This window comes from Psychromonas sp. SA13A, assembly GCF_011378715.1.
Classification (GTDB): domain Bacteria; phylum Pseudomonadota; class Gammaproteobacteria; order Enterobacterales; family Psychromonadaceae; genus Psychromonas.
In genome coordinates, this window is the sequence record NZ_WTKU01000032.1 from 21,753 (window position 1) to 38,010 (window position 16,258).

The window sequence follows — 16,258 nt, forward strand, 5'->3', positions numbered from 1 at the left end:
TAACGGTTATTTGGAGCGACGCTGATCCAATTGTGAAATTAAAAGAGCACAAATAATAATGGCACCCTTGGCGATAAGCTGCATTTCAATTTGCACATTAAGTATACCTAAACCATTGTTGATGATACCTATCATCAACACGCCCATGATCGTACGTTGAATCGTCCCGCTGCCGCCCATTAAACTGGCACCACCGAGTACAACTGCTGCAATAACATCTAGTTCGATACCCGCACCGTAAGTAGCTGCTGCGGTATGGACTTGCGATGCTTGAATAATGCCGCCAATTGCAGCGCCTAGTGCACACAAGCCGTAACAGATGATCTTAATCTTATTACTATTATGGCCGCTAAGAAATGTAGCTCGGTGATTATCTCCTACAGCCGAGACCAAAACGCCAAATGTAGTTTTTTTCTGTACAAATATTGCGATCGCAGCTAGCACCACAAAAATATAAACTGGAACAGGGATACCTCCAATCAAGCCTGAACCAATAAATAAGAAGCTTTCTGGCTCACGAATTAAGTGTAAGCTTGGACCTGCAATTAATAACCCCGCACCACGGACTATACTCATTGTTGCGAGTGTGACGACAATTGCTGGCAAGCCAATGAAAGCAACAAAACTGCCACTAATCGCACCGATAGTAAAACAAATTGATAACGTAGCTGGGATAGCGATAAGGACAGAGTCATCACTAATTTGTAGAAACCAGGCACATAGTACACCTGCTATCGCAAGTACTGGTCCGACGGAAAGGTCTATGCCGCCAGTAATAATGACGAAGGTCATTGCTAAAGCCATGATCCCCACTATTGAACTTTGATGGAGTATTGTTATCAGGTTTTGTCCACTAAAAAATACAGGATCAAGTATACTGAAGATGACAGACATAATAATGAGTGCAGCAGGAAGCGCAATTACACTTATATTGATCTTGCTAAGGGGGGCGGTTATTGAAGTATTACTAATAGAACTTATCATGATTGGGCCTCTCCACCTACATAGGCGATAATTTTTTGCTGGCTGATACTTGCAGCGTTGTATATTCCCTGTTTTTTTCCTGAACACATCACCATAATGCGATCTGCAATCCCCATGACTTCTTCCATATCTGAAGAGACCACAATAATGGCTGTTCCTTGATCACGCAATTTTCGGATAAGAGTATATATTTCTGACTTAGCGCCGACATCAACCCCTACGGTTGGCTCATCCAGAATTAATACTTTTGGATGTAGCTCTAACCATTTTCCGATCAATACTTTTTGCTGATTACCACCGCTAAGTTTAGACACTATTTTATTTGGATCGGCCGGCGTAATATTTAGCTGTTTAATTTGTTTACTTACTCGTTGGTCGACTTTTATTTGGTTAACAATACCGAATTTCGCGATTTTATCATGCGAAACCATGAGTAAATTATCTTGTATATTGGCTTGCATCATTAACCCATCTCGGTGCCTATCCTCGGGAACAAAGCCTATCTGATGTTTTATTGCATTCGCTGGTGACCTATTTTCATATTCAGCTCCCTCTAAAAAAATACGCCCACTATCTAAACTATTTGAACCAAAAATAGTGTGCATTAACTCGGTGCGTTTAGACCCAATAAGACCTGTAATGCAGAGGATTTCACCTTTTGCCAAGTCAAAACTAATATCATCGAATTCACCTTTTTTACTTAGGTTTTCACAGCGTAAGATCACATCCTCGGGGACATGTTCTTTTTGTGCATGCTGATTAGTCTTCGTCGCTGCTTGAGCTAACGTTTTACCGATGAACTTCTCTAGCAATTCTTGACGAGTAAGATCGGAAATTGCACAATCTTCAACAATATTCCCATCTCGTAAAATAGTTACGCTATCACAAATCGCATAAAGCTCATCTAACATATGAGATATATATATGATGCCTACACCACTCGCCTGTAAGTTGCGTACAGTTGTAAAAAGGTTATTCACTTCAGTGTGGGATAGCCATGCAGTCGGCTCATCCATTAATAATACTTTTGCATTAAGTGCCAATGCTTTCGCTATTTCCACCTCTTTTTGTCTAACCGTTGGTAAGGTGCTAACAATGGCGTCTAAATCGAGTTTAAGTGAATATTTAAGTAATAATTCCTCTGCTTCTGCTCGTTGTTTTTTTCGATCTAAACGAGAAAAGCTCAAGACAGGTTGTCGACCTAAATAAATATTGTCGAGCACACTAAGTGCGGGCACTAAATTAGAATGTTGATAAATACAACCGATACCAGCTTCCAACATAGTCGTAGGGTCGCCAAGTTTTAAAGGAACACCATCGAGTAATACTTTGCCTTGGTTGGCATCAATCGCACCAGTTAAAATCTTTATTAATGTTGATTTTCCAGCACCATTTGCGCCGACTAAAGAACGTACTTCACCAGCCCTCAATTCCAAGCTCGCATTGTTCAAGGCGGTGAGAGAACCATATTTTTTAGTCAAATTACGCGCGCTCAATAGTATAGTCATGCACTTTCCCCCGCTGAATTTTTGCTACGTAATTTATAATATTTGTATCGGTCATAAGAAACAGCGGCTATTAAAATAACACCTGTTATCACAGGTTGAGCATAAGTAGAAATTCCTGTTAGGGTCAGTCCAACTAGAATAACCCCCATCAGGAAAGCACCTATGACAGGACCAATCGCGTTACCTATACCGCCCTGTAAACTGATCCCACCTATAACGGCAGCTGTAATTGCGGTTAACTCTATGCCTATTCCTAAATTTTCAGTACTGGTCGTCATTCGTGAAACCATCACGATAGCTGCTAGCGCAGCACAAAATCCAGAAAATCCGTAGCTAATGATGATCATTTTGTCTACTTTAATACCACAAAGTCGAGCGGCTTCAGGGTTACCACCTATCGAATATAAATCAAGCCCGATTCGGGTACGTGATAATATGTATTGGGCGGCAGCAAGTACTATCAGTAAGAGGAAAAAAGAATAAGGAAATATACCGGAAAATTCATCAAAGAGACCTAGCAAGTTATCATCTATCGCTTGAGTCGCACTTTCTGGAACAAGCTGTCTTCCTGATATGGCATAAGTAAGTCCACGATAAGCTGCCATAGTTGCTAATGTGGTAATGAAGGGTTGAATACGAAAGCGAGTGATCAGTATGCCGTTAATCACACCTGCCATGGTACCTACCGCTATCGCTATAGGTAAAACAACATAACCGGGCATATGGAAAATAATATAGCAGTCAAACATTACCATTCCCACTAATGCGAGAATAGAACCTACACTAAGATCAATCCCTCGCATTAGAATGGGCAGTGCTTGACCTATTGCCAATATACCTAAGTGAGAGAAGCCTATTAGAATGTTTTCAACATTACCTGCACTGCGAAATGTTGAAGAAAATAAACTAAAAATTAAAGATGTAATGACAAAAAAGAGTATAAGTTCTCTATTGGGAATATTTTTCAGTAGCCACATAACAACACTCGCTTGATGTACAATTTATAGTATGAAGGGGGGGGGGACCCCTTCATTTACTTACCAACGTTGCTCAATCTTTATATCTGCAACGGTTTCTTTAGTTGCGATAATGTATGGCATTAGCAAATGGCCTTGCTCTTTAATATCGTCAGCATCGACGTTACCAGTAGCAAGCACACTTGCAATAGAAGCAGCGTAACGTCCTTGCTGATAAACATCCGTATATTGCGTTCCGCTTAGTTCTCCTCTTTCAATAGACTCTAAAGCATCACGTTCTCCATCGTTACCAAAAATAACAATCTGATCCAGTAACCCTTTTGCTTTAGCGACATCAACTGCACCTAAGGCCATTGAATCATTGATACCGTAAACGCCAGAAATTCCAGGGTTAGCAATCAACATTGTACTAAACACATCTTGTGCTTTTTTACGGCTCCAATCGGCAACTTGGTTAGCAATAATTTTGATATTAGGATGATATTCTTTCATTCCATCAATGAAGCCATTGGTACGCTGATCTCGAATAATAATGCCAGGAGGTGCATTTAATATGGCTACCTTTCCTACACCACCCATTTTTTCACCCATCACTTTAGCTATTTGACGAGCACCAAAGTAGTGGTTCATCTCAATGTGCGCAGCGTGTTTTGCAGTCGCATTAATGTTTAAGGTAATAACAACAATGCCTTTACGTTTAGCTTTTTTGATAGCTGGAGATATAGCGACACTATCAACCGGTTGAATAAATATTGTGTCAACACCTTGGTTGATCACTGTATTCATTAAGTTAATTTGTACGTCTACTTTGCCTTGACCATCGAGTAATTGATAGTCAATATCATCTTGTACACTTAATACTTCTTCAATACCCTTGCTCCAAGCAAGAGAAACTGTATGTGGTTGAAATTGAATAAAAACCATTTTCTTTTCAGCGGCATTAGCAGTATTTAAACCGATCGATAAAAAACTTCCTACAACACATGTTTTTAGTAAACTTGAAATTACTTTTTTACCGCTATTAGAACGATAGTTTTTTGCAACACTTTGTATAGTTTTTATTAAATATTTTAAGTCCATTTGGTTCCCCTTCTCAAGCTAGGCCCGAAGTTTCTGGTCGGGTGTATTAAGTAATAGATAAATACTTTAATTTACAAATTACTCGCATAAGTTGTCACTAATAGTGACTAGATTTATATAGTAAATGCTCTGGAATGTTAGTCAATTTGAAAGTCACACGAAGTTGTTTGCATATCAAACAAGTATTATCAATATATGTGCACAAGAACAGGGGGATCCTTTTATTCTTAATAATGAACTCTGTGTGCATGTTTCATGAAGGGAAATATTCGATGAATAACAAGGGGAACAACTTCGTTAAGATGGGGGTAAACTTAAGCTTAGTTGTTCCATTCTTTAAAATAATTAACGCTTTAGAAAGAAATTACGCCTTTAAGTAAATCTTTATTATTCACAACATCTTTTTCGTAACTATCTCCAATGGTATTGAAGTCAAAGATATGTGTTAGCATCATATTAGCACCGAGTTTGCCTGCTGCCATTAGAGTTTGAACTTTAACAAAGTCTTCTTTGGTTGCATTTCTGCTACCCATCATTGTCGTTTCTTTCTTATGAAAATCTGGATCACTAAACTCTAAGTTACCTTTAAATAAGCCAACAAAGACTATTTTTCCGCCATTTCGTATTAAATTTACAGCGTTATTCATTGCATGTTTATTGCCGGTGGCATCGATAACCGTTTCTGCCAATGAACCATCGAAATGATCCAGTACCAGTGCTTCAAAATTTTCAGCCATCGGGTCAACAGCTAATACACCAAGTTCTTTTTCTACATGTCGCCTTCTTTCTTCTTGAGTATCTGCAACGATAACTTTTGCTCCGTCAGCTGCAGCAATGGCAGCAGCACCGAGACCAATGGGGCCTGCGCCTACAACAAGAACATGCTCACCCTTACGTAATTGAGCTCGACGAACCCCATGTGCACTGATGGCAAAGGGCTCTATTAGTGCAGCAGTATTGTTATCGACATCATTAACTTTTAAAATGTTGTTTTTTGGGACAGAAATATATTCGCTATAACCACCATCTCGGTGAACACCTATAACAGATATATTCTCACAGCAATTTGTTTTTCCGCTTTTACAAGAAGGGCATTCGTAACAAGCAACATAAGGGATAAGTGCAACTTTATCGCCAATGATAAATTCACCTTCATTTTCAGCTTCTTTGCCCATTGCGGTTATGTGTCCGCACAGTTCATGACCTAACACGCGTGGATAGCTGAAAAAAGGCTGATTACCGGAATAAGCATGAATATCTGTGCCACATATACCGACAGCAACTACTTTTACTAATACTTCATCTTCTTTTACTGATGGCATTTCTACATCAGCGTAGCTCATTTCAAATGGTTTTTTACAAATTAACGATTTCATACCAACCTCTCTATTAATACAATTGTAGTTAATTTATACTTTCTGTTTTTTAAAAGGTAATGAACGCTATAAAGTGTGACATACATCTATTTAAAGCGGTTTTAAATGGTATTTAATGGTGTTTTGTTATATTGGATTTAGATAATGGCTAGAAATAAGAATTTACGAGAAAGTACTACAAACCAGCTTCTGGATGCGATCAATCTTGGTCACATATACTCTCCATTACCTTCGCAATCATCGTTATCTGAACTTTTCGGTGTTAGTCGAACAACGATCAGGCATGTAATCAAAGATCTATGCTTGAAAGGGATATTGAAAGATGCAGGTGGTGAGTGTCAAATATTACGCCAACCGGATGAAACTGATATTTTCCAGCAGCCAGCTTCTACTGGTGAATTACAGACCTTGAAATTTGAGGTGTTTTTTAATAGCAGCATTAAAAACAGAAATATTATACCAGGAGATGAGTTTTCTGAGCTCGACTTATCAAAGCAATCGAATTGTTCGACAAGGGTTGTCCGGGAGTTTTTGATTAAGTTCTCTCGGTTTAACTTAATTGAAAATATATCCAGGGGACGATGGCGAATGGTTCGTTTCGAATATAGTTATGCGGCTAGTCTGATTGAACTTCGCGAAATGCTTGAATGTCACGGCCTCAGTATGTTCATGAACTTACCAAAAGATGATCCCCGTTGGAAAGAAGCGCAAATGTTGCTTAAATTGCATCGAGATCTCAGAGAGGAAGTCGTAAATGAATATCAGGCCTTTTCTGATCTAGATCGTAACTTTCATCGTCTCATTTTATCCGCAGCAAATAATCCATTTATGGATCAATTTTATGAAGTGATGTCAGTGATCTTTCATTATCATTATCAGTGGGATAATAGTGACTTACGTAAGAGAAATATGGTGGCAATTGAAGAGCATATGATCATACTAAGTAAGATCTTAATTGGAGATGATATAGGTGCCATTGGTGCATTACGGCTTCATTTGCAGTCAGCTAGAAGGACTATGGAACATAGTTTGATAACAGGAAAAACAGAACCAGCATAATGCTGCTTCTGTTCATTAATCAGAGCTTTAGGTTAGTTAACGTACTAATTCAACAGCCTCTTTTGTGAGCAGAGCTATTTTGTCCCATTCTCCTCTCGCAATCATTTCTTTATCAACCATCCATGAACCACCACAGGCAATAACTCTTGGGATTGCCAGGTAATCGTTGATGTTGCTAGTGTTAATACCTCCCGTTGGCATGATTTGAATATCACCATAAGGAGCTAGCAGCGACTTAAGCATATTAATGCCGCCAGATGCTTCTGCGGGAAAAAATTTCAGAGACGTGATCCCCATCTCAAGTGCAGCTTCAATCGTGCTTGGGTTATTAACGCCAGGAATGATCTCAATACCTATTTCATGACATGCTTTTACTGTATTTGGATTAAAGCCCGGTGAAACAACGAATGTCGCCCCAGCTTCTTTGGCTGCAATTGCTTGCTCTCTGTTGAGTACCGTACCAGCACCTATCAACATTTCAGGATAAGCATTTCTTAAAAGGCGTATTGCATCAACCGCTGCTTCAGAACGAAAGGTTATTTCAGCGACAGGTAATCCGTTCTCTACTAACACTTTTCCCAAAGGCAGAATGTCTTCAGCTTTATCAATTGCAATGACTGGTACAACTTTGAACTTGCTAAGTTGTTTAATAATAGTACTCATTAACTTTCCTTAATAAATTTAATTAAATAGGGTATTTGTGGCTTCTTTTGCGATAATGGCCCCTTGGTGCTGAATCACAATGCCTGCTATTAAATTGCCTTTGATACATGCATTCTCGATGGTTTCTCCAGTGAGATATGCAGATAAGAATCCACCATTAAAAGAGTCCCCTGCAGATGTCGTATCAACAACTGTTTGAACTGGGGTCGTTTTTACCATAGTGGTGTCATGCATATTTTCAAAATCTTTAAATACACATCCCTCTGCGCCCAGTCTTATGACTACTTTTTTCGTACCTGATTGCTGATATCGAGTAAGGGTCTCTTGGTAAGACCTATCACCCCAAATTAATTGTTCATCTTCAAAAGTAACCAATGCGATGGAACATATTTCGGATACTTTCTTGTAAACCTCTCGTACAGCTTTCAAGCTGTCATTTGCCCATAAAGCAGGCCGATAATTACTATCAAATACTATCTCGATACCATTATCTGCTAACCCTTTTAGTAATGAGATAAATAGTTCGCGGTCCTCTTGCTCTAAAATTGCGAAAGAAATGCCACTTAGGAATACCATATCCATATCGAGCAGTGCTTTTCGAACTTTCGATAACTCTTTATGTTGAAATAGGTATTTTGCTGCTGACTGATTCCGCCAGTACAAGAATGTTCTCTCACCTTGATCGTCTACTTGAATCAGGTATAACCCAGGAGAGCGAGAAGCGTCTCTTAATACCAACTTTGTACCCACCCCTTCGTCTTGCCAGCGTTGAATCATTCCATCACTTAAGGGGTCTGTCCCCATGGCTGTTACATACTGAATCTTTATTTCATCGTTGCTAGATCGTGAAAGATAAACGGCTGCATTCAGGGTATCTCCTCCAAAAGTTTGTTGCATAGGCCCAAATGGCTTTCCATTTAGCTCAATCATACATTCGCCTATAATCGCTATTTTTTTCATATTACCTCCTTATCCAAATACTAGGTTTGGTAAACCGATTGAAATGAGAGGAATATAAGTAATCATGATTAAAGCAACAATTAAAAGTAACCAAAATGGAAGTATTTCCCTTACAAAGTCTTCAATTTTGACCTTAGTAATGGAACAAGTAGTAAACATAACAGTGCCCAGTGGTGGTGTTACGGTTCCAATTGCACTATTAAAGATGAAAATAATACCGAAGTGCACAGGATCAATGCCATAAGATTTTGCAACGGGAGCAAGTAATGGAGCAAGTACAATCATGACAGCATTACCTTCAAGGAACATACCGACAGCAAGCAAAAATAAGTTAACTATTAGTAAAAAGGCTATCGGACTATCTACTACACTCGTTAACCAAAAAGCTAAATCTTGTGGTACACGTTCCCAAGTTAGAAATTTAGAAAAGCCAACGGCAACACAAATAATAAGTAATACATTTGCAGATGCCATTACCGATTCTTTTGTCGCATCCCAAAGTAGATTTGAATTCATCTCTTTATAAATAAACATACCTAATACTAAGGCATATATAACCGCTGCTGCACCAGCTTCTGTAGGAGTAAAGACCCCAAAGCGTATGCCACCTATGATGATTATAGGTAGCAAAAGAGCTAACACTGCATCTTTAGCGGAGAGCGCAATTTCTGAAAGAGGAGCTCTTTTTTCACGCAGTGGTGCATAATTTCTCTTCTTTGAAATAAAAGAGACAAGTCCCATCATCATCAGGCAAAGCATGAGCCCTGGAACAACACCTGCAAGGAAAAGTTTACCAATAGATACATTATTCACGTAACCATAAATAATAAGCGCAATACCAGGTGGAATGATCGGTGTTATTAATGCTGAAGCTGCAGTAACAGCAGATGAAAAAGAAGCGCTGTAACCACGAGCAACCATTTGTGGAACAAGTAATTTAGATCCCATGGCTGCATCTGCAATGTTTGAACCAGACAATCCGCCCATTAAAGTACTTAGCACAACGTTTACCTGTGCAAGGCCACCATTCATGTGCCCCGTTAGCACCTCACTGAAACGTAACAATCGTTTACTAATTCCAGAGTGGTTCATAAAGACACCTGCCATAACGAAAAAAGGAATGGCTAATAAGGTCACTGACTCAAGCCCGCCAGCTAGGCGCTGAATAAGCATCATCATAGGTAACGTGTCGTTAAGCAAAAAATAGAATATTGTTGAAAGAAAAATACAAAATGCAACTGGAATACCAAGACCAAAAAGAACAAGAAGAGCAGTGATTGGGATAAAAACAGTCATAGTTAGGCTTCCTTAATGCAGGGGTTGAAAAATGATAAAATTTGTTTTATTTGATGATAAGCCATAAATATTGCACTAACCGGAACTGCTGCATAAATATAGATATAAGGTATTTTTAATGCGGGAGTGAATCTAACCTGAGAGTACGGAAGAAGTTTAAATCCCCAATAAATCATAAAGATTATTGCGAACATGACTAGAATTGGACGTAGTAGTCCATCCATTAGATTGGCCGCTTGAGTTGGGAGTTTCCTCACTAAATAATCGATGCGTACGACTTCATCATAACGCATAAGAGCACTTGTCCCCATAAATGTCATCCAGATGAACAAAGCAATACAGATCTCTTCCACCCAGGTACTAGGAGCATTAAATACATAACGTGTAATAACACCATATCCCATTAACATCACGATTACTGCCAGCAATACAGCCGCGAGAATTTCATCTAAACGGCTGAGTTTATCTATATATCCAGTAAAGGTTTTATTGCTTATAGATGTTTGAGCTTGCATCATTTTCTCCAGTTTATTCAAAGAAGGGGCTCACTATGAGCCCCTAAAATGACGACATTACATTTCAGATAATTTTTTCTGAATATCTTTATATAGGTTAGGAGTCCATTCTGGGAATGCTTTTTGAACAACATCTCCAGCCACGTCCGCGAATGCTTTTGCGTCTACTTCATTTATCTGTACGCCTTCTGCCTTCATTTTATCGAATGCTTCTTTTTCAAGATCATTGATCAATGCTGCTCCATATTTCACCATATCACGACTTGTTTCTGTAATGATTTTACGTTCCTCATTTGTTAATTTATTCCAGTAACCCGTACCGGCAACAAATGGGGATAACATTTTGATATGACCTGTTAAGCTTAAATTCTTAGCAACTTCATAGAATTTACCACCGAATAATACTACTGCTGGGTTTTCTACACCATCAATCACACCTTGAGAAAGGCCTGGGTATACATCTGATAAAGACATAGGAGCTGGCACGCCACCCATTGCTTCTACTGTAGCAACCATCAATCGAGAATGTTGAACGCGTACTTTTACGCCTTTTAGATCACTTGGTTTTTCGACTTTCTTTTTAGAAAGAAGGTGACGAGTACCGTATACAACATCTGGAACAACCATCTGAAGTCCTGTATTTGCTAATTGACCTTCTAGCCCTTTAAACCATTCAGTTTGCATTAATTTAGATTTTTTATCGAAAGACTGAGTGATATAAGGAGCGTTGATAACCCCAAAATCAGGAACGGTATCCATCAGGTAGCCATATGAAGCGATGGCAATAATATTTGCTCCAAATTTAGCTTGTTCCAAGACTTCTGTTTCACCGCCTAATTGACTAGATGGAAATAGTTGAAAAATGATTTCACCATTAGATTTTTCTTTTACTTGATCTGCCCAGTAATGCATCGCCTGATCAATTGGCTCTCCAGGTTGATTGCCATAAGCTACCATTATTTCTGTGGCAGCTTGTGCACCAAAACTTACTCCAAATGTTAATCCAACAATTGTCGCTATTTTTTTGATTCCAGTGTGTAACTTAGTCATAAGTATTCCTTTTATTATTAAGTAATAATGGTTATGTGTAATATTATAAAGACTTGATCGCTTGGCGCATGCCTACGGTCTGAATTTTGTTAACATATTCTTTTACTAACGGTTCGAGATTTTGTAATGAAGTTAAATCTACTCCCCAGTGATCTTTCATAGATAAGAACTGAGATACGGCATTATCAATATCTGATTTTTTCCATATTTCAAATTTATCTAATAGGATCTGGTCATCATTTAACGGTATATCTTCGTTGTTTCTTTGCCCTAGATAGAAGCAAAATAGTGCAGCTAAACTAAAGCTAATATTTTTTGGTGCTTTTTCCATTTCCTTTACGTAACTGATAAGTTGAGGTAACAATCGGGTTGTAAACTTGGTTAATGAATTTAACGAAATGGATAACAAATAGTGTTTAATGTACGGATTTTCAAATCGTTGCATAACACTGTTTCTAAAGTCAGTGAGTTCCGTTTTATCCATTGATAACATGGGAATAATTTCGTCATCCAGCATATTTGCAACGAACTTAACGATATCTTTATCTGCCATTGACTCACCAACGGTGTCCAGTCCGGCAAGATAAGCAACTGGTACCATTGCAGTATGCGCACCATTTAAAATACCTACTTTACGTTGTTTGTAGGGTTTTATATCGTCCACAACTTTAATATTCAGAGAGCATTGTGCTAGCTTTAATTTATCCTTAAGAGAGCAAGGTCCTTGAATGACAAAAAGGTAGAAATATTCTGCAGCAACAATAAAGTTATCTTTATAGCCCAATTCTGCTTCTAACTGCTTAATTTCATCTTTAGGGTAACCAGTAACGATGCGGTCAACCAATGTTGAACAGAAGGTATTACTCTCATTTAACCAACCCTTAAATTCATCACTTAAGTTCCATAGATCTGCATACTGTTTGATTGTTTCTTTTAATTTCTCACCGTTGTAATCAATCAACTCACAAGGAAGTAGGATCAATCCTTTATTTTTATCACCATTAAACGTCTCAAAACGACGCAATAAGAAAAGCGTTAACTTCGCGGGAAATGTAGCCGGTGGAAAATCAGTGATTTTATCACTGTCTTTAAACTCAATACCCGCTTCAGTCGTATTTGAAACGACCCATTCAAGCTCTGGATTTTCAGCAATCTTTAGGACTTCTTCAAACTCACCGTAAGCAAACAGTTCTCTGTTTATAGATGAAATAACCTTTGGTTGAGAAACACTTTTTCCAGATTCGTTAATACCACGAACTATTGCGGTATAAAGACCATCTTGTGAATCTAATCTCTGATGCCCAGCATCGATTGAACGTACAATAGTGATACCTGCGTTAAAGTCTGTTTGTTCATTTAATAGTTGAACTTGCCAGCCAATAAATGCTCTTAAAAAATTGCCTCCGCCAAATTGAATGATTTTTTCTGGATAAGATTTCATTCCGGATAAATCTCTTTTTAATAAATCTGTCATTGTAAATTCCTTAACGATAAATATTTCTGTTGTCGGACAGGTGTTATCGACTGAACTCAGTGTATTGATGGACTTGTTAAATTAATTGAAAAAGGCTAGCAAACGTGGGGTTGATCATTTAAATGTGTTTTTTATCGGTACTTTATTATTTATTTTTACATTTAAAGTACTTTTTAAGACTTTTTTTCTTTTTTTTAAATATTTTAGCAATAATTTGGTGTTTTTTATTGATTAAAATACAGCCTAAGTAATACAATAGAAAGTGTCGGGCGGGTTAACTTTATAATAGAGGTAACCATGAAAAAATTTATTAAGATTAATGAAGCTGATAATATTGTTGTATGTTTGGAAGACTTTTATGAGAATGAAGTCATTGATCTGGATGGACTAAAAATCTTACTAAAAGAAGATGTTCATCGTGGTGGCAAGCTCGCGATCACTAACATTGTAGTTAATGGTGACGTTGTGAAATATGGCACTGCAATTGGACATGCAACTCAGCATATAACTACAGGCTCTCTCGTGCATACTCATAACCTGAGAACTAACCTCTCAGGATCTGATAACTATTCATACGAACCAAATTTTATTACATCCAAAGAAACGGGTTTACTCGATAAAACATTTATGGGATTTACCAGAGATAATGGTGACGTTGGCATAAGAAACGAAATTTGGGTTATTCCAACCGTTGGCTGTGTTAATGGTATAGCTAAACAAGCGATTAAAGCGTTCACATCTCAAATAGAAGAACTGCAATGTGATGGCGTGTTCCTCTTCCCGCATAACTATGGTTGCTCCCAATTAGGTGATGATCATGAAAATACTAAAAAAATTCTGGCTGATATGGTTCGTCACCCTAACGCTGGAGGTGTATTAGTTATTGGTCTAGGGTGTGAAAATAACCAAATAGATCCATTTAAGGAAACCGTCGGGCCTATTGACGATTCCCGTGTGAAATATATGGTTGCTCAGCAGGTCGAAGATGAAATAGAAATGGCGGTTGATCTTCTGAAACAAATACATTCAATGGTTAAAGAGGATCGCAGAACCCCTATTAAAATCGGTAAGCTAAAAGTAGGCTTAGAATGTGGTGGATCTGATGGTTTATCAGGTATAACAGCAAATCCTCTTCTTGGGCTATTTTCTGATTACCTGATTGAAAAAGGTGGAACATCAGTACTTACAGAAGTACCGGAAATGTTTGGTGCTGAGCATATTCTTTTTGAACGGTGTAAAGATAAACAAACTTTTGATCAAGCAGTGGAAATGGTGAATAGTTTTAAACAGTATTTTATCGACCATAATCAGCCAATATACGAAAATCCCTCTCCGGGTAATAAAGCAGGAGGGATCACTACACTAGAAGATAAATCCATGGGTTGTACTCAAAAAGCAGGCTCCAGTAAAGTAATGGGTGTACTTAAGTATGGAGAGACATTAAAAGTGCCGGGGCTGAACTTATTGAGTGCACCAGGTAATGATGCCGTTGCAACTTCCGCTCTTGCTGCTAGTGGTTGTCACATGGTTTTGTTTTCTACAGGCCGAGGAACACCATACGGAGGTTTTGTGCCAACGGTTAAGTTAGCCACAAATACTGAGCTGGCTAATAAGAAAAAACACTGGATAGATTTTAATGCTGGCGCTTTATTAGATGGCGTTTCCATGTCTGAACTGTTGAAGCAATTCATTGAATTAATTTGTGAAATAGCTAGCGGCACCCCTACTAAAAATGAGCTGAATGATATTAGAGAACTAGCGATATTTAAATCAGGTGTAACGTTATAAGAGGATGATTAGCATAATAGTGCTGCCTAGCCTATTTAGATTAGGTAAGCATTAGTCAACTCAGAATGACCTTAACAATTTTTTGATAACCTGTAGTGGATTTTTTATTCTTGGGAACCGTTAACGTGACTGTCATTGACTTTACTGTTGACATCCTCCCCGTTCTTTAGGGCGGGGAGGATGTCAATTCATGATATGGAAACTCTTTGCCACTATCAGGCGTAATAATAAATACTGCGCCACTGTGACTTTTACCGGTGAACAAATCTATTTCCCAATCTCCAATTCTGTTTTTATCCTTGCTACAAGACTGATAAGCTCTCTACTTTTGGTGTTATCAATAAACAAAAAGAGAGTATGTAGTGGTACAGTATCAAAAAATTAATGTATAAAACAAAAGCTAACTATACGAATGAAGAACATTTGACTTCTACTTTATCTGGGGATACTGTCATTTTAGTAATGGCACCTCTGCGATCGTCCCCGGACAGTTAGGATGACAGATAGAGGCGCATAAGGCGCTTTAGCCGGTGGAGAGTGTTATTTTGTATTCTCAATGGCAGTGATTAATAGTGCCTCTTTATCAATCATGTGCGGGATGCGATGGTACAGTGATTGATATATATCGCTTGCTGCCTGACAGGCTATCTCGTATTGTTCATCAATGGCCAGGGCTTTAAAGCCGTCATGTAAGGTTGACTGATAAGCTTTGAGTCTTATCAGAGTTAACGAGTGATGTGCTTCAAAGTAGCGATCGACTGCTTCATCACGGCGTACCTGTTTTTCAAACCGTTCCTCCCTGTCTGCTTGAGCATGTATTTGCTGATTTTCTGATACATGTTGAATACCGTCGGCTTCAATCGCTATGTGTAAATTGGCTTGATAAAAATCGATACGTAATGGTGTACCGATCTCACTTTCTAATCCTGCAAAGCTCACCTCACTCTGGAGCTCAAGTTGCCACTCCACGTTAAAATTCGCTAAGAATTTAGCAATCCAGCACACTTTATAGCTTGGACGCATAAAACCACGTTTGCCTTTTCTAAACTCGGGGGGTAACTGATCGAGAATACCGAATTAATGCTGGTCGGTAGAATAGGGTGCTCAACCATATTAATACCAAAGGAATTTAATTGGTGATCTAATGTGGTATTATTCATTTACCATTAATTGCTCGATTATCATATGAATAATATTTCCAAAATAAAAATTCCATATACAAATAATGCTAGCCTTAAACTGCGCTATTTGGCTGTGCAAAAGTTCCATGATGGTCACTCTAGAACATCCATTGCTAAGATATTGAATGTAAGTCGTCGATTAGTTAACGAATGGATAACAAAATATCTATCGGGTGGATTTGATGCGTTAGCATTAAAGCAAGCGACTGGTCAGCCTTCTCGTTTAAGTAATGAGCAAAAAGCTCAATTAAAAGAATACGTAATAAGTCATGCTGTCAAAGCGAAGGGAGGTCGTTTAATGGGTAAAGACATTCAAAAATATATCCAAGACACCTTTAATGTAAATT

General features: G+C 38.3%; 15 protein-coding genes. 3 read left to right on the plus strand and 12 right to left on the minus strand.

What is annotated here, in order from left to right:
- Positions 1-6: 6 nt before the first annotated feature.
- The 5 genes from GQR44_RS18600 to GQR44_RS18620 all read right to left on the minus strand — a co-directional run bounded on the left by GQR44_RS18600 (position 7) and on the right by GQR44_RS18620 (position 5,925).
- On the minus strand, positions 7-984 hold the full coding sequence (locus GQR44_RS18600) for an ABC transporter permease (RefSeq protein ID WP_346774376.1): 978 nt from the start codon (positions 982-984) through the stop codon (positions 7-9).
- Positions 981-2,492, minus strand: coding sequence for a sugar ABC transporter ATP-binding protein (locus GQR44_RS18605; RefSeq protein WP_166373172.1), 1,512 nt, complete (start codon positions 2,490-2,492; stop codon positions 981-983). The genes GQR44_RS18600 and GQR44_RS18605 overlap by 4 nt, the downstream gene beginning before the upstream one ends.
- Entirely contained in the window at positions 2,489-3,469 is a 981-nt protein-coding gene (locus GQR44_RS18610) for an ABC transporter permease (protein ID WP_166373173.1), read from the minus strand. Before GQR44_RS18610 ends, GQR44_RS18605 begins: the two co-directional genes overlap by 4 nt.
- 60 nt (positions 3,470-3,529) lie before the next feature.
- A complete protein-coding gene (locus GQR44_RS18615) occupies positions 3,530-4,549 on the minus strand; it encodes a sugar ABC transporter substrate-binding protein (protein WP_166373174.1) in 1,020 nt (339 codons plus the stop codon).
- Positions 4,550-4,902: 353 nt separating this feature from the next.
- A complete protein-coding gene (locus GQR44_RS18620) occupies positions 4,903-5,925 on the minus strand; it encodes a zinc-binding alcohol dehydrogenase family protein (RefSeq protein ID WP_166373175.1) in 1,023 nt (340 codons plus the stop codon).
- A 144-nt stretch (positions 5,926-6,069) separates the two neighbouring features.
- Between GQR44_RS18620 and GQR44_RS18625 the strand changes: the two genes are divergently transcribed.
- Positions 6,070-6,984 carry a GntR family transcriptional regulator gene (locus tag GQR44_RS18625; RefSeq protein ID WP_166373176.1) on the plus strand — a complete coding sequence of 305 codons (915 nt, stop codon included), beginning with the start codon at positions 6,070-6,072 and terminating at the stop codon, positions 6,982-6,984.
- 36 nt (positions 6,985-7,020) lie between these two features.
- On the opposite strand, the gene GQR44_RS18630 is transcribed toward GQR44_RS18625, so the two are convergent.
- From GQR44_RS18630 to GQR44_RS18655, 6 genes are read right to left on the minus strand one after another with little or no spacing between them, the layout of a single operon-like run.
- Positions 7,021-7,647 carry a bifunctional 4-hydroxy-2-oxoglutarate aldolase/2-dehydro-3-deoxy-phosphogluconate aldolase gene (locus GQR44_RS18630; RefSeq protein WP_166373177.1) on the minus strand — a complete coding sequence of 209 codons (627 nt, stop codon included), beginning with the start codon at positions 7,645-7,647 and terminating at the stop codon, positions 7,021-7,023.
- 18 nt (positions 7,648-7,665) lie between these two features.
- Complete coding sequence (locus GQR44_RS18635; protein WP_166373178.1) at positions 7,666-8,607, minus strand: sugar kinase; 942 nt, start codon at positions 8,605-8,607, stop codon at positions 7,666-7,668.
- A gap of 9 nt (positions 8,608-8,616) precedes the next feature.
- Positions 8,617-9,903 (minus strand): TRAP transporter large permease, encoded by a 1,287-nt coding sequence (locus tag GQR44_RS18640; protein ID WP_166373179.1) that lies wholly within the window; start codon positions 9,901-9,903, stop codon positions 8,617-8,619.
- Between the two features lie 2 nt (positions 9,904-9,905).
- The gene (locus tag GQR44_RS18645; RefSeq protein WP_205963125.1) at positions 9,906-10,418 is read right to left on the minus strand and encodes a TRAP transporter small permease; all 513 of its coding nucleotides are present in this window, start codon (positions 10,416-10,418) and stop codon (positions 9,906-9,908) included.
- Between the two features lie 57 nt (positions 10,419-10,475).
- Positions 10,476-11,468, minus strand: coding sequence for a C4-dicarboxylate TRAP transporter substrate-binding protein (locus GQR44_RS18650; RefSeq protein WP_166373180.1), 993 nt, complete (start codon positions 11,466-11,468; stop codon positions 10,476-10,478).
- A 43-nt stretch (positions 11,469-11,511) separates the two neighbouring features.
- Positions 11,512-12,942 (minus strand): tagaturonate reductase, encoded by a 1,431-nt coding sequence (locus GQR44_RS18655; protein WP_166373181.1) that lies wholly within the window; start codon positions 12,940-12,942, stop codon positions 11,512-11,514.
- A gap of 297 nt (positions 12,943-13,239) precedes the next feature.
- Here GQR44_RS18655 and GQR44_RS18660 point away from each other — a divergent pair, with 297 nt between their 5' ends.
- Entirely contained in the window at positions 13,240-14,730 is a 1,491-nt protein-coding gene (locus tag GQR44_RS18660) for an altronate dehydratase family protein (protein WP_166373182.1), read from the plus strand.
- A gap of 540 nt (positions 14,731-15,270) precedes the next feature.
- On the opposite strand, the gene GQR44_RS18665 is transcribed toward GQR44_RS18660, so the two are convergent.
- A complete protein-coding gene (locus GQR44_RS18665) occupies positions 15,271-15,753 on the minus strand; it encodes a hypothetical protein (RefSeq protein ID WP_166373183.1) in 483 nt (160 codons plus the stop codon).
- 162 nt (positions 15,754-15,915) lie between these two features.
- Here GQR44_RS18665 and GQR44_RS18670 point away from each other — a divergent pair.
- The coding region (locus GQR44_RS18670; protein WP_166373184.1) for a helix-turn-helix domain-containing protein at positions 15,916-16,258 on the plus strand (343 nt) is incomplete at its 3' end.

Coding starts and splice junctions, on each gene's coding strand:
- GQR44_RS18600 (WP_346774376.1), bottom strand. CDS start 984: ATGATAAGTTCTATTAGTAATACTTCAATAACCGCCCCCCTTAGCAAG.
- GQR44_RS18605 (WP_166373172.1), bottom strand. CDS start 2,492: ATGACTATACTATTGAGCGCGCGTAATTTGACTAAAAAATATGGTTCT.
- GQR44_RS18610 (WP_166373173.1), bottom strand. CDS start 3,469: ATGTGGCTACTGAAAAATATTCCCAATAGAGAACTTATACTCTTTTTT.
- GQR44_RS18615 (WP_166373174.1), bottom strand. CDS start 4,549: ATGGACTTAAAATATTTAATAAAAACTATACAAAGTGTTGCAAAAAAC.
- GQR44_RS18620 (WP_166373175.1), bottom strand. CDS start 5,925: ATGAAATCGTTAATTTGTAAAAAACCATTTGAAATGAGCTACGCTGAT.
- GQR44_RS18625 (WP_166373176.1), top strand. CDS start 6,070: ATGGCTAGAAATAAGAATTTACGAGAAAGTACTACAAACCAGCTTCTG.
- GQR44_RS18630 (WP_166373177.1), bottom strand. CDS start 7,647: ATGAGTACTATTATTAAACAACTTAGCAAGTTCAAAGTTGTACCAGTC.
- GQR44_RS18635 (WP_166373178.1), bottom strand. CDS start 8,607: ATGAAAAAAATAGCGATTATAGGCGAATGTATGATTGAGCTAAATGGA.
- GQR44_RS18640 (WP_166373179.1), bottom strand. CDS start 9,903: ATGACTGTTTTTATCCCAATCACTGCTCTTCTTGTTCTTTTTGGTCTT.
- GQR44_RS18645 (WP_205963125.1), bottom strand. CDS start 10,418: ATGCAAGCTCAAACATCTATAAGCAATAAAACCTTTACTGGATATATA.
- GQR44_RS18650 (WP_166373180.1), bottom strand. CDS start 11,468: ATGACTAAGTTACACACTGGAATCAAAAAAATAGCGACAATTGTTGGA.
- GQR44_RS18655 (WP_166373181.1), bottom strand. CDS start 12,942: ATGACAGATTTATTAAAAAGAGATTTATCCGGAATGAAATCTTATCCA.
- GQR44_RS18660 (WP_166373182.1), top strand. CDS start 13,240: ATGAAAAAATTTATTAAGATTAATGAAGCTGATAATATTGTTGTATGT.
- GQR44_RS18665 (WP_166373183.1), bottom strand. CDS start 15,753: ATGCGTCCAAGCTATAAAGTGTGCTGGATTGCTAAATTCTTAGCGAAT.